General features: G+C 58.4%; 17 protein-coding genes and 1 tRNA gene. 6 read left to right on the plus strand and 12 right to left on the minus strand.

The window, feature by feature from the left end; genetic code table 11:
- Positions 1 to 170: 170 nt before the first annotated feature.
- The gene (locus I5R65_RS23285; protein WP_180671136.1) at positions 171 to 590 is read right to left on the minus strand and encodes an NAD-GH domain containing protein; all 420 of its coding nucleotides are present in this window, start codon (positions 588 to 590) and stop codon (positions 171 to 173) included.
- A gap of 39 nt (positions 591 to 629) precedes the next feature.
- Positions 630 to 1229, minus strand: coding sequence for a gamma-glutamylcyclotransferase (locus I5R65_RS23290; RefSeq protein ID WP_180671137.1), 600 nt, complete (start codon positions 1227 to 1229; stop codon positions 630 to 632).
- 209 nt (positions 1230 to 1438) lie between these two features.
- Here I5R65_RS23290 and I5R65_RS23295 point away from each other — a divergent pair, with 209 nt between their 5' ends.
- Positions 1439 to 1582 carry a hypothetical protein gene (locus tag I5R65_RS23295; protein WP_180671138.1) on the plus strand — a complete coding sequence of 48 codons (144 nt, stop codon included), beginning with the start codon at positions 1439 to 1441 and terminating at the stop codon, positions 1580 to 1582.
- 131 nt (positions 1583 to 1713) lie between these two features.
- Here the strand turns inward: I5R65_RS23295 and I5R65_RS23300 are convergent, their stop codons facing one another.
- The 4 genes from I5R65_RS23300 to I5R65_RS23315 all read right to left on the minus strand — a co-directional run bounded on the left by I5R65_RS23300 (position 1714) and on the right by I5R65_RS23315 (position 5090).
- Positions 1714 to 2778 (minus strand): quinone-dependent dihydroorotate dehydrogenase, encoded by a 1065-nt coding sequence (locus I5R65_RS23300; protein ID WP_180671139.1) that lies wholly within the window; start codon positions 2776 to 2778, stop codon positions 1714 to 1716.
- 138 nt (positions 2779 to 2916) lie between these two features.
- On the minus strand, positions 2917 to 3645 hold the full coding sequence (locus tag I5R65_RS23305) for an arginyltransferase (RefSeq protein WP_180671140.1): 729 nt from the start codon (positions 3643 to 3645) through the stop codon (positions 2917 to 2919).
- A 117-nt stretch (positions 3646 to 3762) separates the two neighbouring features.
- Positions 3763 to 4506 (minus strand): leucyl/phenylalanyl-tRNA--protein transferase, encoded by a 744-nt coding sequence (gene aat, locus I5R65_RS23310; protein WP_180671141.1) that lies wholly within the window; start codon positions 4504 to 4506, stop codon positions 3763 to 3765.
- Between the two features lie 17 nt (positions 4507 to 4523).
- The gene (locus tag I5R65_RS23315; protein WP_180671142.1) at positions 4524 to 5090 is read right to left on the minus strand and encodes an NUDIX hydrolase; all 567 of its coding nucleotides are present in this window, start codon (positions 5088 to 5090) and stop codon (positions 4524 to 4526) included.
- A 200-nt stretch (positions 5091 to 5290) separates the two neighbouring features.
- On the opposite strand from I5R65_RS23315, the gene I5R65_RS23320 reads away from it, so the two are divergent.
- Together I5R65_RS23320 and I5R65_RS23325 are read left to right on the plus strand one after the other, a co-directional pair.
- Positions 5291 to 5367: transfer RNA gene (locus tag I5R65_RS23320), tRNA-Met, on the plus strand.
- 309 nt (positions 5368 to 5676) lie between these two features.
- Positions 5677 to 6519 (plus strand): hypothetical protein, encoded by an 843-nt coding sequence (locus I5R65_RS23325; protein WP_180671143.1) that lies wholly within the window; start codon positions 5677 to 5679, stop codon positions 6517 to 6519.
- Positions 6520 to 6789: 270 nt separating this feature from the next.
- Here the strand turns inward: I5R65_RS23325 and I5R65_RS23330 are convergent, their stop codons facing one another.
- Positions 6790 to 7974 (minus strand): hypothetical protein, encoded by a 1185-nt coding sequence (locus I5R65_RS23330; RefSeq protein ID WP_196872332.1) that lies wholly within the window; start codon positions 7972 to 7974, stop codon positions 6790 to 6792.
- A gap of 96 nt (positions 7975 to 8070) precedes the next feature.
- A complete protein-coding gene (locus I5R65_RS23335; RefSeq protein ID WP_196872333.1) occupies positions 8071 to 8994 on the minus strand; it encodes a lipopolysaccharide biosynthesis protein in 924 nt (307 codons plus the stop codon).
- A 1544-nt stretch (positions 8995 to 10538) separates the two neighbouring features.
- Between I5R65_RS23335 and I5R65_RS23340 the strand changes: the two genes are divergently transcribed.
- Positions 10539 to 10781 (plus strand): hypothetical protein, encoded by a 243-nt coding sequence (locus I5R65_RS23340; RefSeq protein ID WP_180671146.1) that lies wholly within the window; start codon positions 10539 to 10541, stop codon positions 10779 to 10781.
- 123 nt (positions 10782 to 10904) lie between these two features.
- On the opposite strand, the gene I5R65_RS23345 is transcribed toward I5R65_RS23340, so the two are convergent.
- Positions 10905 to 11375: a response regulator gene (locus I5R65_RS23345; protein ID WP_180671147.1), complete on the minus strand. Its 471-nt coding sequence runs from the start codon at positions 11373 to 11375 to the stop codon at positions 10905 to 10907.
- 480 nt (positions 11376 to 11855) lie between these two features.
- Here I5R65_RS23345 and argE point away from each other — a divergent pair, with 480 nt between their 5' ends.
- Complete coding sequence (gene argE / locus I5R65_RS23350; RefSeq protein ID WP_180671148.1) at positions 11856 to 13058, plus strand: acetylornithine deacetylase; 1203 nt, start codon at positions 11856 to 11858, stop codon at positions 13056 to 13058.
- Positions 13059 to 13130: 72 nt separating this feature from the next.
- Here argE and I5R65_RS23355 read toward each other — a convergent pair whose 3' ends face one another.
- The gene (locus I5R65_RS23355) at positions 13131 to 14288 is read right to left on the minus strand and encodes an MFS transporter (protein WP_180671149.1); all 1158 of its coding nucleotides are present in this window, start codon (positions 14286 to 14288) and stop codon (positions 13131 to 13133) included.
- 92 nt (positions 14289 to 14380) lie between these two features.
- A complete protein-coding gene (locus I5R65_RS23360) occupies positions 14381 to 15037 on the minus strand; it encodes a 7-cyano-7-deazaguanine/7-aminomethyl-7-deazaguanine transporter (RefSeq protein WP_180671150.1) in 657 nt (218 codons plus the stop codon).
- A 183-nt stretch (positions 15038 to 15220) separates the two neighbouring features.
- Here I5R65_RS23360 and yddG point away from each other — a divergent pair, with 183 nt between their 5' ends.
- The gene (gene yddG / locus I5R65_RS23365) at positions 15221 to 16123 is read left to right on the plus strand and encodes an aromatic amino acid DMT transporter YddG (protein WP_180671151.1); all 903 of its coding nucleotides are present in this window, start codon (positions 15221 to 15223) and stop codon (positions 16121 to 16123) included.
- 9 nt (positions 16124 to 16132) lie between these two features.
- Here yddG and I5R65_RS23370 read toward each other — a convergent pair whose 3' ends face one another.
- Positions 16133 to 16813 carry a hypothetical protein gene (locus I5R65_RS23370; RefSeq protein ID WP_370461031.1) on the minus strand — a complete coding sequence of 227 codons (681 nt, stop codon included), beginning with the start codon at positions 16811 to 16813 and terminating at the stop codon, positions 16133 to 16135.
- Between the last annotated feature and the right edge of the window lie 70 nt (positions 16814 to 16883).

Consider the following 16883-nt stretch of genomic DNA (forward strand, 5'->3'; position numbering starts at 1 on the left):
GCGCAACCTGGGGCAGGTTTCTGTTAATTTTTCTTTTTAAATCAATGGCTTAGTATTTTTATTGGCTTCCCATGGAAAAAGCCCCTGGCGCACGGTGTGTCTTCCGTACGACAGGGGCTTCAATGAAGAGGCCGGCGCAGGCCAAGGCCTGGCGCCCGTCTGGGTGCTTCTTACTTGAGCAGCTGGATATTCAGACCGCGCAGTTCGGTCGTGATCTGGACCTTGTAGGCGCCGCCTTGCGCGACCTGGACCGTCAGCCGGTCCTGCGGATTGGGACCGGCCGTGGTCAGGGTATGGACCCGCTTGATGCTGAAGTCGTAGCTGCCCGGCTTGAGCCAGATCGACAGATGTTCGCCGCCGGTGATCTGGGCCAGGACCACGTCGTTGATCGACAACTCCAGCATCTCGTTGTTGAGCAGTCCGGCGACCCGGCTGAATTCGATCTGCGACAGGCCGGCGGCCTGCTGGGTCATGCTCTTGATGTAGACGCGCGAAGCCGGGATGTCGCCGGAGGCGGTACGTTCCACCGGCGATGCGCAGGCCGCCAGGGCAAGTGCGATGGTAAGGCTAGCAGCAAGGGCTTTGATCATATTCCTCTTCCTCATATAGGGTCGTTATTGGCGTTTGGTTCAGGCGCACCGGGCAGACGATAGCATGGCGGCCTGCGGGTCCAGTTGCAGCAGGTGGTGTTCGATGGCGAAGACGTGAGCATCGTCGGCGCCCAGCTCGCGCAGTGCCTGGGCCAGTTTCAGCAGGTACTCGCTGTTGCGGCCGCTCGGCCCGACGGCACGGGCAATCTGGCGTGCGATATCGGATTCGCTGGCCGGGCCGGCAAAGGCCTGGTTGTCTTCGGCGGCGATGTAGATCAGTCCCTCGGTCTGCTGCCCGTCGTCGAAGAACATCGGCGTGGCCAGTCGCAGGTAGCCGTTTTTTTCGCGGTGATCCAGATGGGCGAAGACTTCCGGCGTGATCAGGTAGGCCATGCCGGCACAGACAGCGCCCTCCTGCGCGATGAGCGTGACCACGCGTCCCGGTGCCTCGGGTGTGCCGCGGTGATCGTGCGAGCCCTGCCAGAAGCGGCGCGCCCAGCCCCTGATGTAGGCCGGACGCCGTTCCAGGTAGGGAAAGTCGGCCTTGAAGATGATGGAGCCGTAACCGAACAGCCAGACACTGGCGTGGTCATCGAAGTGGCTCATCTGACGGTTGAGGGCGATGGTATTGACGGACATGGGAGCGGATTGCGGTGCCGCGCCTGGCGGCCGAAGCTTGCCATTATAGAGGCGAATGCGGGCGAAATCTTTCCTCTGGGATCTGTCGCGCTGCCTCCTTTTGCGCATAAAATGGCGCCTATTGGCAGCGGGCGGGGGCTCGCGCCGCTTTGCGCCCGGCCCGGCATGTGTGCGCCGCCAGGGTGCATCCGAATCTTCAGGGGAACATCATGCGTGTCGTTGTCATGCTGCTGACGCTGGTCGTCGGTGTAGTGCTGGCCGGTTGCGAAAAGACCGATTTCGAAAAGAAGTCCGAATCCGATGCCAATTCGCGTCGGATCTTCAATCTGAAGAAGGAGTCTTCCAAGCAATAAGGCGGCAACAGACACATTGCCGGTCGCGCCCGCTCGGCGCGCACAAACAAAAACAGCAGGCCTGAGCCTGCTGTTTTTGTTTCGGCAGCCGGTAAGGACCGGTCACCGAGGTATCGGTGGTATCAGTGGTATCAGTGGTGGGCTGATGCAGCCTTTGGCGTACGCAGAGCCTCGACGCATTCGCGTACCAGTGCCGGTCCCTGGTAGATCAGGCCGGTGTAGAGCTGGACCAGCGAGGCACCAGCCTCGATCTTGGCGCGCGCATCGGCGCCACTGAAGATGCCGCCCACGCCGATGATGGGCAGGGCATCGCCCACTTCGGCCTTGAGGCCACGGATCACCTGGTTCGACAGTTCCAGCACCGGTTTGCCCGACAGGCCGCCGGCTTCCTCACCATGCGGCATGCCCTGTACGGCGTCGCGGGTGATGGTGGTATTGGTGGCGATGACGCCATCGATCTGGTGGCGCAGCAGTGCATCGGCGACGTTCTTGACCTGTTCCATGTCCATGTCCGGTGCGATCTTCAGGGCTACCGGCACATAGCGCCCGTGGCGGTCGGCCAGGCGACGCTGGGCCGATTTCAGTTGCGACAGCAAGGCATCCAGCTCCGAGGCACCCTGCAACTGGCGCAGGTTCTTGGTATTGGGCGAAGAGATGTTGACGGTCACGTAGCTGGCATAGGGATAGACCTTTTCCAGGCAATGCACGTAATCTTCCGCAGCACGCTCGATGGGGGTGTCGGCGTTCTTGCCGATGTTCAGGCCCAGCACGCCCTGGCCCTCCTGGTAGAAACGCGAGGCTTGCACATTGCTCACGAAGGCATCCACGCCGCCATTGTTGAATCCCATGCGGTTGATCACCGCGTTGGCATCCGGCAGGCGGAACATGCGCGGCAGCGGATTGCCCGGCTGCGCGCGCGGCGTGACCGTGCCCACTTCGATGAAGCCGAAGCCCAGTGCCGCCAGGCCGTCAATATAGGCACCGTCCTTGTCCAGCCCGGCTGCCATGCCCACCGGGTTGGGGAAGGTGATGCCCATTACGGTACGTGGGTCGGCGGCCGGTCGGCGGGTGATGAAGTCGGTCAGGCTGTAATGCGCAGCACAGCGCAGCGCCGGCAGCACCAGGTGGTGCGCGGTTTCGGGTTCCAGGGAAAAGAGCAGCGGACGCGTGAGCGCGTAGAGGAATTTGTCGGACACGATGGGAAGAGGGCGGATGGCGATGAAAAAGTGCCGCTATTTTAACGCGCCGGCCCGTCAATTCCCGTAATCAGGCGCTCTTCATGCGCGATTTTGCCGCCGCAAGCACCTGTTTGCGGACTTTGCGCCACACCGGGGTCAGCCTTCCAGTGGCTGCCATTGCCCGTCCTGCAGCGCCTCCAGCGGCTGGTAGTTGGTCTTGTAGGCCATCTTCGGGCTTTCCTTGATCCAGTAGCCCAGGTAGACATAGGGCATGTCCAGTTGGCGCGCCTGTTCGATCTGCCACAGGATGTTGTAGGTGCCGAATGAAGCGGAGGGCATATCCGGATCGAAGAAAGTGTAGACCGATGACAGTCCATCATTGAGCACGTCGATGATGCTGACCATGCGCAAGGTGCCATCGGCTTCCCGGAACTCGACCAGGCGGGTATTGACCTTGCTCTGCAGCAGGAACTGCGCATACTGGTCGCGGCTGTCCTGGTCCATGCCGCCGCCGGCATGACGGGCGCACTGGTAGCGCAGGTAGAGTTCGTAGTGCTCGTGGGCATAGGTCAGGTTGGTGACCAGCGTCTGCAAGCCGCGATTGCGCTGCCAGGCGCGGCGTTGCGTGCGGTTGCGCTGGAAATCGGCCACCCGGATGCGCACCGGCGTGCAGGCGGTGCAGCCGTCGCAATAAGGACGATAGGTGAAGATGCCACTGCGGCGGAAACCTGTCTTGACCAGCTCGGAATAGACATCCGCATTGATCAGGTGCGACGGCGTAGCCACTTGCGAGCGGGCCTGCTGGTCATCGAGATAGCTGCATGGATAGGGCGCGGTTGCATAGAACTGCAACGTGGAGAACGGCAAGTCTTTGAGATGCGTCATGTGCGTCCTGTCCTGTCTTGCGGGAGGCGGCGGCGGAGTGGCGGCAGCCGGCCGGTCCGTGGAGTCAGGTTCCAATTTACACTATTTTGCCGGCTACAGTGAACAGCTGTGACCGGTTCAATCGCGTCGCGCAGCGGGGATGCCGCTCTCCAGCAGGTTCAGCGGCGCCCAACCGCGAATCTGCGGCCACTGGATGGCAGCCTGCAGGTGATGCAGGAAGTCGCTGCGGGCGATCGGGCGTGCGCCCAGAGAGGCCAGATGTGAAGTTTCCTGCTGGCAGTCGATCATGTCCACGCCGTGGCTGCGCAGGAAGAACACCAGATGCGCCAGCGCTACCTTGGAGGCATCGCTGACCCGGGCGAACATCGATTCACCATAGAACATCCGTCCGATGGATACGCCATAGGCCCCGCCGACCAGTTCACCATTGAGCCAGACTTCGGAAGAGTGGGCGTAGCCGGCGCGGTGCAGGCCGGTGTAACCCTGCATGATCTCCGGCGAAATCCAGGTTCCCTGCTCATGTCGTCGCGGTCCCGCGCAACCCTGCATGACTTGTTCAAAGGCCGTGTCGAAGCTGACCTGCCACAGTCCGTCGCCGTGCCGGCTGCGTTCGATGCGGCGCAGGGTCTTCTTGAGGCTGTCAGAGACCACGAAGCGATCGCTATATAACACCATGCGCGGGTCGGTACTCCACCAGAGGATGGGCTGGCCCTCCGAGAACCAGGGGAAGATGCCGTGGCGATAGGCTTCCAGCAGCCGTTGCGGCGACAGGTCGGCGCCCGCTGCCAGCAGGCCCGGCGGATCGGCCAGGGCGCGCGAGACATCGGGGAAGGGGGTATCCGGATCCAGCCAGGCGATCATCCGCTTGCTCCTGCGGATCAGATCATGCGGCGGCGGATGTCTTCGGTGTGCAGCGTGAAGCTGCCTTCACCGCTGCGCAGCTTCTTCAGGTCGGCAAAGAATGCGCGCAGGGTGAACTCCACCGTCGGGAAGGCGATGTCCTGCCAGGGAATCTGCTCTTCTGTATAGAGGTCGACTTCCAGGCTTTCGACACCGGCCTGATAATCCAGGTCCAGCAGGGTAGCGCGATAGAACAGGTGTACCTGGTGCACATGCGGCACGTTCACCAGGGAGAACAGTTCATGCAGCTGGATATTGGCGCCAGCTTCCTCTTCGGTCTCCCGGCACGCGGCGTCTTCGGTGGTCTCATCGTTTTCCATGAAACCCGCCGGCAGTGTCCAGTAACCCAGGCGTGGTTCGATGGCGCGCTTGCACAGCAGCACCCGGACTTCGCCATCTTGTTCCCAGACCGGGATCGAGCCGACGACCATCTTGGGATTCTGATAATGGATCGCCCCGCAATTGCCGCAGACATAGCGCAGGCGCGTGTCATCGGGAGGAATCTGCTGGGATACTGTCTGACCGCATTCGGAACAGAATTTCATAGAGGCTCGGTTCTGGTGTCTGTATATATAGGTATGTATAGCGCCGGCAGCGGCATCCCGTGGCATCGGCCCCGCCCCGGGCGGCCTACTGGAACTGCTGCGGGAGGAGTGCCAATGCGGTTAGGAGTGTATCACTCTAAAAAGATTGCAGAAAATGTTTGCATTCCCATTTCACCTGCCCTATAATTGTTTTCTTCAGACGCGGGGTGGAGCAGTCTGGCAGCTCGTCGGGCTCATAACCCGAAGGTCGTAGGTTCAAATCCTGCCCCCGCAACCAAATACCAGAAAGCCGTTATCAGCGAAAGCCGATAGCGGTTTTTTGCTTTTCGGGCGGTGTGCTCACCAAGTGAGCCACCTTATGCATCGGATCAAAGCATAAAAAACTCACTTATCCGGTGGCTACAAAATTCGTCTCAGGTCAGCACCGTCTGACAAGGAAAGTTCACAGAGAAAAATCCTGTTGCTGGAGGAAAGTGTAATTCAGAGGCGATTGCGTGAGCCAGCCGTGGGAGTTGCCAATTTGAGAAATTTTCTCTGACTAAAAAAATTGCCATATACTCACAAAAATTTACAAAGAAAGGTGGGTATGGATCCAATAGCATCAATCAAAGCGCGAGTAGGTTATTTCATAGACAAGAGGCGGGTAGTGGAGACTCCAGGTGGCAAGCAGAGGGAGTTTCTTGATAAGGCTTTCTCTGTTTTTTATCCCTCGTCGTGGAATTATTGGTCTTACCCGGATCTGACCTACAGCGCTGCCAATGGATTCCCTTCGCAAATGTTGACGCTTTCGTCGACCATTTTGGCAGAGACTGATCAAGAGCCGGTGGGTGCTCCAGAGTTTGGACAGGGAGTCGACGATAGCAAGCTTGGCGTCCTGCTGGATCAATACGGATCTGATAAATACAACCATGACTATACGAAAGTCTATGCTCGCCTGTTGCACGAAATGGGTGAAGACGCAGCTTTATCGATCCTTGAGGTTGGTCTCGGGACCAACGATCCGGATTTCATTTCATCGATGACGGCCGCGGGAAAGCCGGGAGCATCTGTTCGTGCTTTCAGGGACTACCTGCCGAACGCTTTCGTGTACGGCGCAGACCTCGACGATAAGATCCTCTTTTCAGAAGACCGGATCCAAACTTCACGCGTGGACCAGACCGATGCGAGCAGCTTTGAAGCAATGTGGAGCAATTTCGGGCGCCCAGCGCTCGATCTGGTAATTGACGACGGGCTCCACTCTACAGAGGCGAATATCAATACTTTCCACTTTGCTACTAAAGCACTCAAGTCCGGTGGGTATATGGTCGTTGAGGACATTCCGGAGCGCACGATCCCCGTTTGGCAGTTGTTGAGCCGCACCCTGGGAGATAAAAAGGGAACGTTGGTGAAGGCGAATTACGCATACATGTACGTGTGGAAAAAACCGTGATGTAATTCATAAACAAGCTGCGGCATGTGGCTTTTTTTTTAGCCCGCCCAGTGCGGGCTTTTTCACTTGGGGGCTCAATGCCAGAACCAACAATCAGCACAGCAATGGGGGAGTGCCGTGGCTGAGGGACACACTGCATTCAATCCGGTGATTCCCATTTAATGTACAGACATGGATTTCTGGCAGATCAGATTTCGCGTTTGTTTCTTTCAGCGAGATTCTCTTTCCCGTGCTAAGACGTCCCGCACTCGGCCATGGCGCAATCACACTTCAGCGGGGTATGTACGGATTGACTGGGAAAAAATCGGATGGAACAGTCGGAGGCAGTACCCCATGCGCGTAGCGTGTCGCAAGAAATCCGAGAGCAAGCACAATCGGAACCCATAGAATCGCACGACGGACATGGCGCGTGTGGAGAGCAACTACCGATACGCCGATGGGCAAAATCGTCATCTGGTAACGCGGTTGAACATAGGCTGAAGCCGACATCAGTACAAACAAGCCCAGCCATATGACAGATAGAATTTGTGCCAGCGCCCAAGCGTCAAGTTGTTGGGTGACGTTCGTATCGGCCTTCATCGTCGAAACGAGCGTGAAGATGGCACAGATGCAGGCCACCAGATTAAGAAACCCGAAAATGGTGTAACTCACTCCGATCCAATAGATAGAGCCGCTCTGCTGAGTGAGCATCGGGAATAATGCAAGACTGGTGGCATTCAACACGAGGTGCCGTCCCCATTGCACAAAGACCTTGAGGATATCAAGCCATGTGGTGGCGCTGATAGCCCCGCCGGCCGCTTCGTCATGTGGAAGAAGGTTTGCCACGCTCAGATTTCGTCGAACAAATGGTAACCACTCCGCTAGCGAATGCGAGAATATAGCCGCACCTGCAGAGATCGCTAGGCATATAAAAATTACTTTCGCGGGCAGCGGAAGCCGCCATCTTGGGATGTGGCCGAGGTAGTACACGAAGACGAAGATCATCAGTAACATGCCATAGCCATCCCGGAAAAAGGTGGTGAGGCCTGCTATCAGGGTGCTTTTCCAGAACCAACCCTTAGTTTTTTTCGTCAGGTTAAATGCCAACAGCAATGTCAACAGGAGAAGGGGGAGTTCCTTATTCGGCCCGGCCATATTCAGCAGAAAGAACGGGTTGCCGAGTAGGCCTAGCATAGCTACTGTAAGGCTGCCTCCATCAGAAAGCCGATCAACTATTAATCGCTTGTATATGAGCGCTGACCCTATGAAAAGGAGAGCGTTAATTGTTAAGTAAAACGACGGACTTATGCGATAGCCAGGGGCATAAAGCAGCATCAATCCGCCGAGGTCATAGCGTCTGATGTACAGAAATGTGTTGAGGTCATAGACTTCGCTTAATGAATGAGCGAGTGCGGAGACATCGGTCACAGCTATGCCTAGATGAAGCGCTTCGGTGAAGTGGACTTGGGTAAACAACCCCACAGCCAAACCTATAATTAGATACAACCCCGTGCCGGACCAAAAGATCTGAGCTGATGTTCGTTCAGGGAAGGGCATTGGTGTTTTACGTAATTAATTTATGGCTTTGGCCACTATCATTCTGGGTTTACGAACGAAAACCCAGATCAGTCCTGCTATCAGCTGTACGCACGCGCCAAGCAGCCAACCGGCGCCCCCTGCGACGATGCCTATGTGAGGGGCTGCGAGAGTAATGAATACAGTAACAACGATGATATTGCACGCATTGATGCACATTACGTAGCGCCCGTCTCCAAAAACGAGGATCTGCTGGTAAAAAATCTGGTAGGCGGAATTAGCCGCGATGGAGAGAAGAATCAGTTGCAGCGGGAGGGTGCCCATACTGACGATTATGGGGGAGCGAATCCAGAGATGAAGCAACCAGCCCGCGGCTGCCGCTGCTATTAGACAGGGCAATATATTGGTTGCTATGACCGCTAGAACTAATGTGTGTAGAGATTTTGTTTCACCGACTGGCAGCTCCTTCGCAAGACGGGGATAGAGTGCACTGACGACAGGTGATTGGAACTGAAGAAAGGCGAGCCCAAGGCCTGCTACCGCTGCATATCGACCGTAGTTGTCGATCGACACCATTCCTGGCAAGAGCAATTTGTCCAACTGAGAGACCAATATCCCTAAAACCACCCCAAGAGAGAGGGTCGCAGTAGAGCGCGCGGTTGCATATAGTTCAGAGAAGGTGAGCCTGGATGGATGTTGGGGTAGGTCGGTCGCAATTAGTTTGCGGTTGCATACCCATTCAATTGCTGCACCAGCCGAGAATGCGATCAAATAAGACTTGGCACTGGGTGACCAACAGAGCAGCATCAATAAAGCGCCGCCATGCTTGAGGCTTGCAAAAACGACTTGGCTTATATTGGACCGGTGCTGCTCCTGCGTCCCATTCCAGTAACCTAGATGAACTGTGTTCCAGAATTGAAAGAAAAACAATACGAAAGCCAGTCGCAGTGTGAACTCCAAGTCTGATGGCTCTATGCTGTCCAGCTTTAACCAGGTGGACGCGAGCCACGGAACAGCAATTTGGCCAAGGCCAAGTACTAGGCCAGCTAGAAAAAGATATATTCGAGAAAATTTCGCGAATGTATGGGCACATAACTTTGCAGAGGCGCCAGCGCGTGCAATATCCCTCGGAACGATTTGGGCTAGTCCCGCATCGACCAGAGTGAGAAAACCTTGAAGGGTCATACAGAAGGCAACTACACCCCACTGCCCCGACGGAAGGTACTTTACATATACTGGGATTAGCAAAATGCTAAGAGCTGCCCTGCATATAATGCCACCATAATTAAAGGCGGCATTTCGAAACAAGACTTTTTGCTCTGGTGTGATACGCTGGATATTAATTTTTATCTCTGTCAAGAAACCTACAAAGGGAAGAATCTAGCGAATTATTCTCATATTACGAGAATTTATGCGAACCGTCAGGATGGCAAGATTAGGGTCGGTGATTGTGATTTGGATGAGACGATGCACGATCAAGATAATTCCATGCAGAGCGCAGATCTATGAGAGCCGACGAAGAAATTTAGTCATAGGAATGACTGAGACGGCCTAAATACATCGTGGCGCTTCAGAAAAACGACATGCTGCTGGTCGCAACAATCTGTCGTAATGGTGGTCGAGGGACGGCGCTTGCTCGCAACTGCTGGTCTTGTTTCAGTCTATCCTGGAGAGTAGGTAACAACTAAAGCCCCCTGCAACCAGATACCAAGAAGCCGTTATCAGCGAAAGCCGATAGCGGTTTTTGCTTTTCGGACGGTGTGCTCACCTAGAGCTGCCTTATGCATCAGGTCAAAGCCCACGCTTGTATTCCAAACGCTGCGGCGGCTTTCTATTCCCTTTTGGTGTACCCCTCGAACTGACCCTGATCCAGTTCGAGGGGCACGTCACCTTTTCAAATAAAATATTGGCGCCGAAGATAGAAATTATCCAGAAGTCGCTGTTCAGCAGGATGTGTACATCGCCAAACGCACTACCGCGTTGGTACTTATAGTCAAGGACTATGCGCAAAATTATTGTTATCGCAGCGATGCTGGCATGTACGTCGAGTGCACAGGCTAATATCTTGGACAACATGGATACCTGGCTGTTAGCCTCTGATATCGGCTAATACTTGGTATTGATGGTCAAATTGATGGTCAAGTCGGCCGGCCTGCCAGTTCGGGAAAAATTCCGTTGAATAAGCTTTATCACAGGAGAACGGCATGATCGAAAGAACTCTTCACCAAGCCATTGAGCCCTCGCACATGACTGGGCAATTCTGCGGAATGATTGAGCTCCTCGGGCGAGGAATCGGCATACTCTGAACTGCCACGTCGCCGAAATATATTTGCGTCAGCAATTTCCTGGTCTGCCTCGGCTGGCGCCTCTGAAGGGCCAGTGGCCCGACTCCGGCACAAGCTCAGAAAAGCCGCCTCCCATCCAGTTCGTCACCCGTCTGAGAGGCATCGCGTTCGTGTTAGGATTTGCCCCCAACCTTCATTCTTCACGAAAGAGAGATGTCCATGTCGGAACAGGATCCCTGGATCACACGCGCCGAAGAGCTCAAGACACAGATGGAAGCGCTCCTGGTGGCGCAGCTCGAGGAATACGAACAGATGACCGTCAAGCTCGAACAGTGGAAGCAGAATCCCGGTGGTTCGTGGTTGACCCAAGCCGATTACCAGCCTTGGCAGGAGGCTCTCAGGAAGCTGGAAGCAGCGCAGCGTGACTTCGATGCGCACATCAGTTCGCGAGTGAAGAAGTAGGCGGCATTCAGCGAATCAGGTCGGGCCGTCCAGGCTGGCTGTCGCTGAACCTCGCGCCGTGACGATGTGTCGTCACGGCGTTTTCATTTCCGCGCCGGCCCGGCCCGGCTCAGGACTCTGGGCTCAAGACTCGATGGCGTCGTCGCCCCTGGCAATGCAGACAGGGGCGGTGCGCCGGCGGCGCCGCTTGCTCCAGCGGCGGGCGCGGTCAACCACGACTTCCATGTATTGCTGGCTGGTCTCGGGTTTGAGCAGGTATTCGACGGCGCCGGCTTCGATCAGGTCCGGCATCTCGGGGGGGTAATCGCTGTCCGGGAAGACGACGATAGGGACGGCGCGGGTTGCCCGGCCCGATTTCATCGCCAGGATGAAATCCAGTCCGTTGTTCTCCATCATGCCCGGGTCGAGGAAGATCATGCCCGGCAATTCATTGTCACCGTCCTGTCGGCGGCTCTGCAACAGGCGCTCGATGGCGGCATCCGCTTCGTCATACCACTGCAGCACGCAATGGAAATTGTTGCGCCAGAGCGCAAAGCGCGCCAGCTCTACTGCTTCGCCGTTCGACTCTATCATCAGTATGATCGGCGGTTTCATGGTCTCGTCCTTCTCTGCAAGTGACCCTGATCACCATTGCTGCACCAAGGAATCATCGTCGCCTCTGCGGGCGTTTCTCTTGGCGTCTAACTTCAACTGCAGTCTGACAAAGATGACTGGAAACTCATATCATGATTTTCCTGATGAGGCGGCTCAGTCGCTGCGATGACGTTCCCCTTATCGCCGATCGATTCCCGTGTGACAGGAATGCTGGCGTGGCCGGGATGCATGCCAACGCCGCAATTGCGGTGTAAGCTGTCCGCTTTGAGCAGGGACGCACCCGCTGGAGCGGACAGAGCCAATCCCGTAGTCCGGGAAGTGAGGTGCGCTGGTAAATTCCGGGCTCCGGGCAGCAGGGCGCCGGCCCAGTGGCGGCCCATGGTGGCACGGGGCTTGCTGCACTCCAGGCGGAACCCGGAGGCCGCTTGTCCTTCCTGCAGGCAGCCCGGTGTTCCGGATTTGAACAGGCAAAACATCATCATGAACGCAGCATTGAAAACAGCCGCTTCGGAACCGACGAAGCAGACGCTGGATATTCTCAAGACTCTCATCGGTTTCAATACCATCAGCCGTGAATCCAACCTGGGCCTGATCGAATGGGTTCGCGATTACCTGGAACGCCATGGCGCCGTCACCCGTTTGACCTATGACGCCGAGCGGCGCAAGGCCAACCTCTTCGCCACCATCGGTGATGCCGGACCAGGCCGCTTCGGGACCGTCTTTTCCGGGCATACCGATGTGGTGCCGGTCAAGGGGCAGAACTGGGACACCGACCCCTTCGTGGCGCATGTCGCGGATGGCAAGTTGTTCGGTCGCGGTGCGTGCGACATGAAGGGTTTCATCGCTGTCTGTCTGGCGCGCCTGCCATCCATCGAGCAAGGCCGCCTGCACACACCCTTGCACTTTTCATTCTCATACGATGAAGAGGTGGGCTGCCTGGGGGTACGCGAGCTGCTGGCTGACCTGCAGCAGAATGACATCAAGCCCACCGGGGTGATCATCGGTGAGCCGACCATGATGCAACCGGTCATTGCCCACAAGGGCAAGCGCTCCTACCGCTGCTGCGTGCATGGTCACGCGGCGCATTCGTCCTGCCCGCACCTGGGCATCAACAGCATCGACTACGCCGCGATGATGCAGTTGAAGATTCGTGAAATTGCCCTGCGGGTGCGCAACTCCGAGGTGCAGGACTACGACTTCGACGTGCCGTATTCCTCCATCGTCACCACCCTGTCCAACGGGGGCAATGCGCCCAACATCATCCCTGATAAGGCCGAGTTCGTCTTCGAACACCGCTTCCTGCCGGGGATTGATCCGGCCGAGGTCTTCGATGAAGTGAAGCGTTACGCCGAACGGGAAGTGCTGCCGCAGATGCACATCGAGGGTGCGCAAGGGCGCATCGAGTTCGAGACCCTGACCGCCTATCCCGGCATGAGTACGCCGGCCGATGATCCTCTGGTGACCTCGGCGCTGCGCATCCTGGGCAGCGAGCGGGCGCGCAAGGTGGGCTTTGGCACCGAGGGTGGCCTGTTTGGCCAGGCCGGGATGCCGGCGGTGATCTGCGGGCCGGGCGACATCGTGCATGCTCACAAGCCCAATGAATTCGTCACGCTGGAGCAACTGGCGCGTTGCGAAAGCTTCTTCGATAACTTCATCGCTTCAGCTCATCTGGCGCCTGTCTGAACTATCTCACATGGCTGAAAAAAGGCGCTTGACCCTTCGGGGCAAGCGCCTTTTTTGCGTAGAACGCGAGGCTCAGGTCACAGCGCGCACGCGCTTGTCCAGAGAGGCGGAAAAAGCCACCGTCGCCAGACCCAGCAAGGCGAAGACCGAGCCGATCAGCGGCAGGTCGGTCAGCGGCAGGCCGGCCGAAATCGCCAGGCCGCCCACCCATGCGCCGGTGGCATTGCCCAGGTTGAAGGCACCCTGGTTCAGGGTCGAGGCCAGATTGGGCGCGCCGCGGGCGGTATCGAGCACCCGGATCTGTGCGCCCGGCACCACCGCGAAGGCAAATGCGCCCCAGGCAAACATGGTGACCAGCGTGGGCCACTTGTAATGGCTGGTGAAGGAGAACAATCCCAGCACGATGGCGATGCACAGGAACACGGCGCACATGACCGGCATCAGCTTCCAGTCGGCCAGCTTGCCGCCGACCAGCCCGCCGACGGTGATGCCGGCGCCGAACAGCAGCAGCACCCAGCTCTCCTGTTGCGTGGTGAAACCGGTCACGTCCAGCAGGATGTAGGCGATATAGGTAATGACGCTGAACATGCTGATCGAGGCCAGTGTCGAGGTCAGTAGCGACAGCTGCACGCGGGCGTCAATGATGGAGCGGAATTCCTGGAAGATATTGCCCCCCTGCATGGCGATCTTGCGGGGCAGCATGGCCCACAGCATGATGGCGGCCAGTACGCCGATGCCAGTCACCACGCCGAAGGTGGAACGCCATCCGGCCGCGTGACCGAAGGCCGTTCCCAGCGGTACGCCCAGGATATTGGCCACGGTCAGACCGGTAAACATCAGTGCCACCGCCTGCGCCCGCTTCTGCGGCGAGACCAGTTCGGCCGCCACCACCGAGCCGATGCCGAAGAACGCCGCGTGGCAGAAGGCCGTGACCACTCGGGCCACCATCAGGAAGGCATAGTTGGGGGCCATCGCGCACAGCACATTGCCCAGGATGAACAGGCACATCAATCCCACCAGCGCCTGCTTGCGCGGCCACTTGGCCGTGAGGATGGCCAGGATGGGCGCACCGGCCGCCACACCCAGGGCATAGCCGGACACCAGCATGCCGGCTGCGGGCGCCGATACGCCCAGGTCGCGTGCCACGTCGGGCAACAGGCCCATGATGACGAATTCGGTGGTGCCGATGCCGAAGGCGGCAACAGCAAGGGCAAACAGGGGCCAGTTCATGCGCAGTCCAGGTGGGAGGGGTGAAGGAAGGGCGCAACGTGGAGGTCGCGCAAAGCCGCCAGTTTACCGTCCTATGGGATCGCCTGCAGGACTCAGGCCGGATCGGCCGCCAGAGGGCGGGCGAACCAGCTCTTCAGCGCCGACATCAGTGCTCCGTAGGCAGGCAGGAAGAACAGCAGGCTGATGGCGATCTTGAAACCGTAATCGACCAGCGCGATCTCCACCCAGTGCGTGGCCATGAAGGGATCGCTGCTGCGCCAGAAGGCGATGGAGAAGAAGGCGATGGTATCGCTGGCATTGCCGAAGATCATCGACACCGACGGTGCCAGCCACCAGTGGCGCGAGGCGCGCAGGCGGTTGAAGACCTGTACGTCCAGCACCTGGCCCAGCACGTAGGCCATGAAGCTGGCCGCCGCGATGCGCGCCACGAACAGGTTGAAGTGCGCCAGCGCGCCGAAACCCTGCCACTGGCCCATGTAGAACAGCGCCGAGATGCCGTAGGAAATGAACAGGGCAGGCAGCATCACCGCGAAGATGATGCGACGCGCCAGCGCCGCCCCGAAGAAACGCACGGTCAGGTCGGTGGCCAGAAAGATGAAGGGAAAGCTGAACGCGCCCCAGGTGGTGTGCAGCCCGAAGATGGACACCGGCAGTTGCACGAGGTAATTGCTGGAGGTGATCACCAGCAGGTGGAACAGCGAAAGGCAGGTCAGCACGGCCGCGTAGCGGCGCAAGTCGAGAGTCGTCATCAGAACCTTTTTGATGAATGGGGGTGAGGGAACCCATGGAACAGAGGCCTGGTCGCCCTGAAGTAGAAACGGTGGCACCAGACACGGAAGGGGCAAGATTCTAGCATAGTGCGGCCACACCCTGCCGGTCTGGCCGCGTGACGGGGGCATTGAGGTACACTTCTGCGCTTTTGGGTAGGTGTCATGAACAGCAACAAGGCAACCCTGATCGGACTGAGCGCGGTCGTTCTGTGGAGCGCCATTGTCGGCCTGATCCGTGGCGTGAGCGACCACCTGGGCGCGACCGGCGGGGCGGCAGCGATCTATACGGTGGCCTCGGTGATCCTGCTGGTGTCGGTGGGTTTTCCGCGCCTGTCGAACTTTCCGCGCAAATACCTGCTGTGGGGCAGCGTGCTGTTCGTGGCCTATGAGTTGTGCCTGTCGCTGTCGATCGGTTATGCCCATAGCGGACGCCAAGCCATCGAGGTGGGGATGGTCAATTACCTGTGGCCGACCTTCACCATGATCGCCGCCATCCTGTTCGGCCGGCAGCGTGCCAGCCTGCTGGTGGTACCGGGCTTCCTTCTTTCCATGCTGGGCATCTGCTGGGTATTGGGCGGCGACCAGGGGCTGGACATGGCCGGCATGCTGGTCAACATCCAGCACAACCCGCTCAGTTATGGGCTGGCCTTCGCCGGTGCCATCATCTGGGCTGCCTATTGCACAGTGACGACCCGGATCGCCGGCGGCCAGAACGGCGTGACCCCGTTTTTCATGCTGGTGGCACTTGCCCTGTGGGGTAAGTTCCTGCTGGGTGGTCACGCCGGCGAGCTGTCGTTCAGCCTGCCGGCGCTGGTCTACCTGCTGCTGGCGGCGGCCGCCATGGGACTGGGCTATGCGGCGTGGAACGTCGGCATCCTGCACGGCAAGGTGACGGTGCTGGCGGGCGCGTCCTATTTCATTCCGGTGTTGTCGTCGGCGCTATCGGCGCTGCTGTTGCGGGCACCGCTGCCGGCCTCGTTCTGGGTCGGCGCGGCGCTGGTGTGTGCCGGTTCCATCCTGTGCTGGCGGGCCACGCGCAGCCAGGCTGGCGTGGCCGAGCACTGACGGCGGGGATCAGAACTTGTAGCTCACGCCGACCCGGATGACCGGATACAGGTTGTAGCCATGCACCTTGTCGCTGAGTTCGGCGTTTTCCGCCGCGACATCGGTGGCCAGGCGGGCGCACAGGGCAGCGCTGGCGTTGCAGCCCGAGTTGCTGACCGAGGTCGATGCATTGCCCTGGAACATGACCCCCAGATCAGCCGTAACGCCCCAGCCGCGGTTGGGCGCCACGGCATTGCCGTAGCCCAGGCCCAGGTAGGGCGCAAACTTCTTGAAATCGATGCGACCATCGACCTGGCCGGCCTGGGACGCCGTATAGACATTGCCGTTGATGGTGTAGATGCCGTTGGCCTTGGGCTTGCCGGTGGCGTCGATCTTGTTGCCGTTGTAGATCACGCCGCCCGACAGACGAAATCCATTGTCGAACGGGAACCAGTCCAGCAAGGCATCGAAGGTGCGCAGCTTGGCACGGGCGTCGTAATTGACGTCATTGGTGCTGGAGTTGAACGAGTAATCGAAGTAGTTGACACCGAAGCGCGCATTGAGCTGCTGGGTGAGCGGGACGCTCAGGTGGACGCCCACGCCGGTGGTGCCGATGTCGCCGCTGAGGCCGATGTTGGCGGCATGAACACTGCCCAGGCTGGCGGCGCCCAGGCCGATGAGGCAAGCGCAGGAAAGATGAAGACGGTGCACGAAGAATCCCCCGGAATGATAGACAAGTGATGGTTCAGGCAGACGCAGACCTGACCATCGCAGCCTATGG

The organism is Herbaspirillum sp. AP02 (assembly GCF_015767275.1).
In the GTDB taxonomy this organism is placed as follows: domain Bacteria; phylum Pseudomonadota; class Gammaproteobacteria; order Burkholderiales; family Burkholderiaceae_D; genus Herbaspirillum.

Excerpts from the sequence above, each read along its gene's own strand:
- argE (WP_180671148.1), top strand. The coding sequence starts at position 11,856 with ATGAACGCAGCATTGAAAACAGCCGCTTCGGAACCGACGAAGCAGACG.
- aat (WP_180671141.1), bottom strand. The coding sequence starts at position 4,506 with ATGATCGCCTGGCTGGATCCGGATACCCCCTTCCCCGATGTCTCGCGC.
- I5R65_RS23315 (WP_180671142.1), bottom strand. The coding sequence starts at position 5,090 with ATGAAATTCTGTTCCGAATGCGGTCAGACAGTATCCCAGCAGATTCCT.
- I5R65_RS23360 (WP_180671150.1), bottom strand. The coding sequence starts at position 15,037 with ATGACGACTCTCGACTTGCGCCGCTACGCGGCCGTGCTGACCTGCCTT.
- I5R65_RS23355 (WP_180671149.1), bottom strand. The coding sequence starts at position 14,288 with ATGAACTGGCCCCTGTTTGCCCTTGCTGTTGCCGCCTTCGGCATCGGC.
- I5R65_RS23325 (WP_180671143.1), top strand. The coding sequence starts at position 5,677 with ATGGATCCAATAGCATCAATCAAAGCGCGAGTAGGTTATTTCATAGAC.
- I5R65_RS23295 (WP_180671138.1), top strand. The coding sequence starts at position 1,439 with ATGCGTGTCGTTGTCATGCTGCTGACGCTGGTCGTCGGTGTAGTGCTG.
- I5R65_RS23340 (WP_180671146.1), top strand. The coding sequence starts at position 10,539 with ATGTCGGAACAGGATCCCTGGATCACACGCGCCGAAGAGCTCAAGACA.
- I5R65_RS23285 (WP_180671136.1), bottom strand. The coding sequence starts at position 590 with ATGATCAAAGCCCTTGCTGCTAGCCTTACCATCGCACTTGCCCTGGCG.
- I5R65_RS23305 (WP_180671140.1), bottom strand. The coding sequence starts at position 3,645 with ATGACGCATCTCAAAGACTTGCCGTTCTCCACGTTGCAGTTCTATGCA.
- I5R65_RS23345 (WP_180671147.1), bottom strand. The coding sequence starts at position 11,375 with ATGAAACCGCCGATCATACTGATGATAGAGTCGAACGGCGAAGCAGTA.
- I5R65_RS23290 (WP_180671137.1), bottom strand. The coding sequence starts at position 1,229 with ATGTCCGTCAATACCATCGCCCTCAACCGTCAGATGAGCCACTTCGAT.
- yddG (WP_180671151.1), top strand. The coding sequence starts at position 15,221 with ATGAACAGCAACAAGGCAACCCTGATCGGACTGAGCGCGGTCGTTCTG.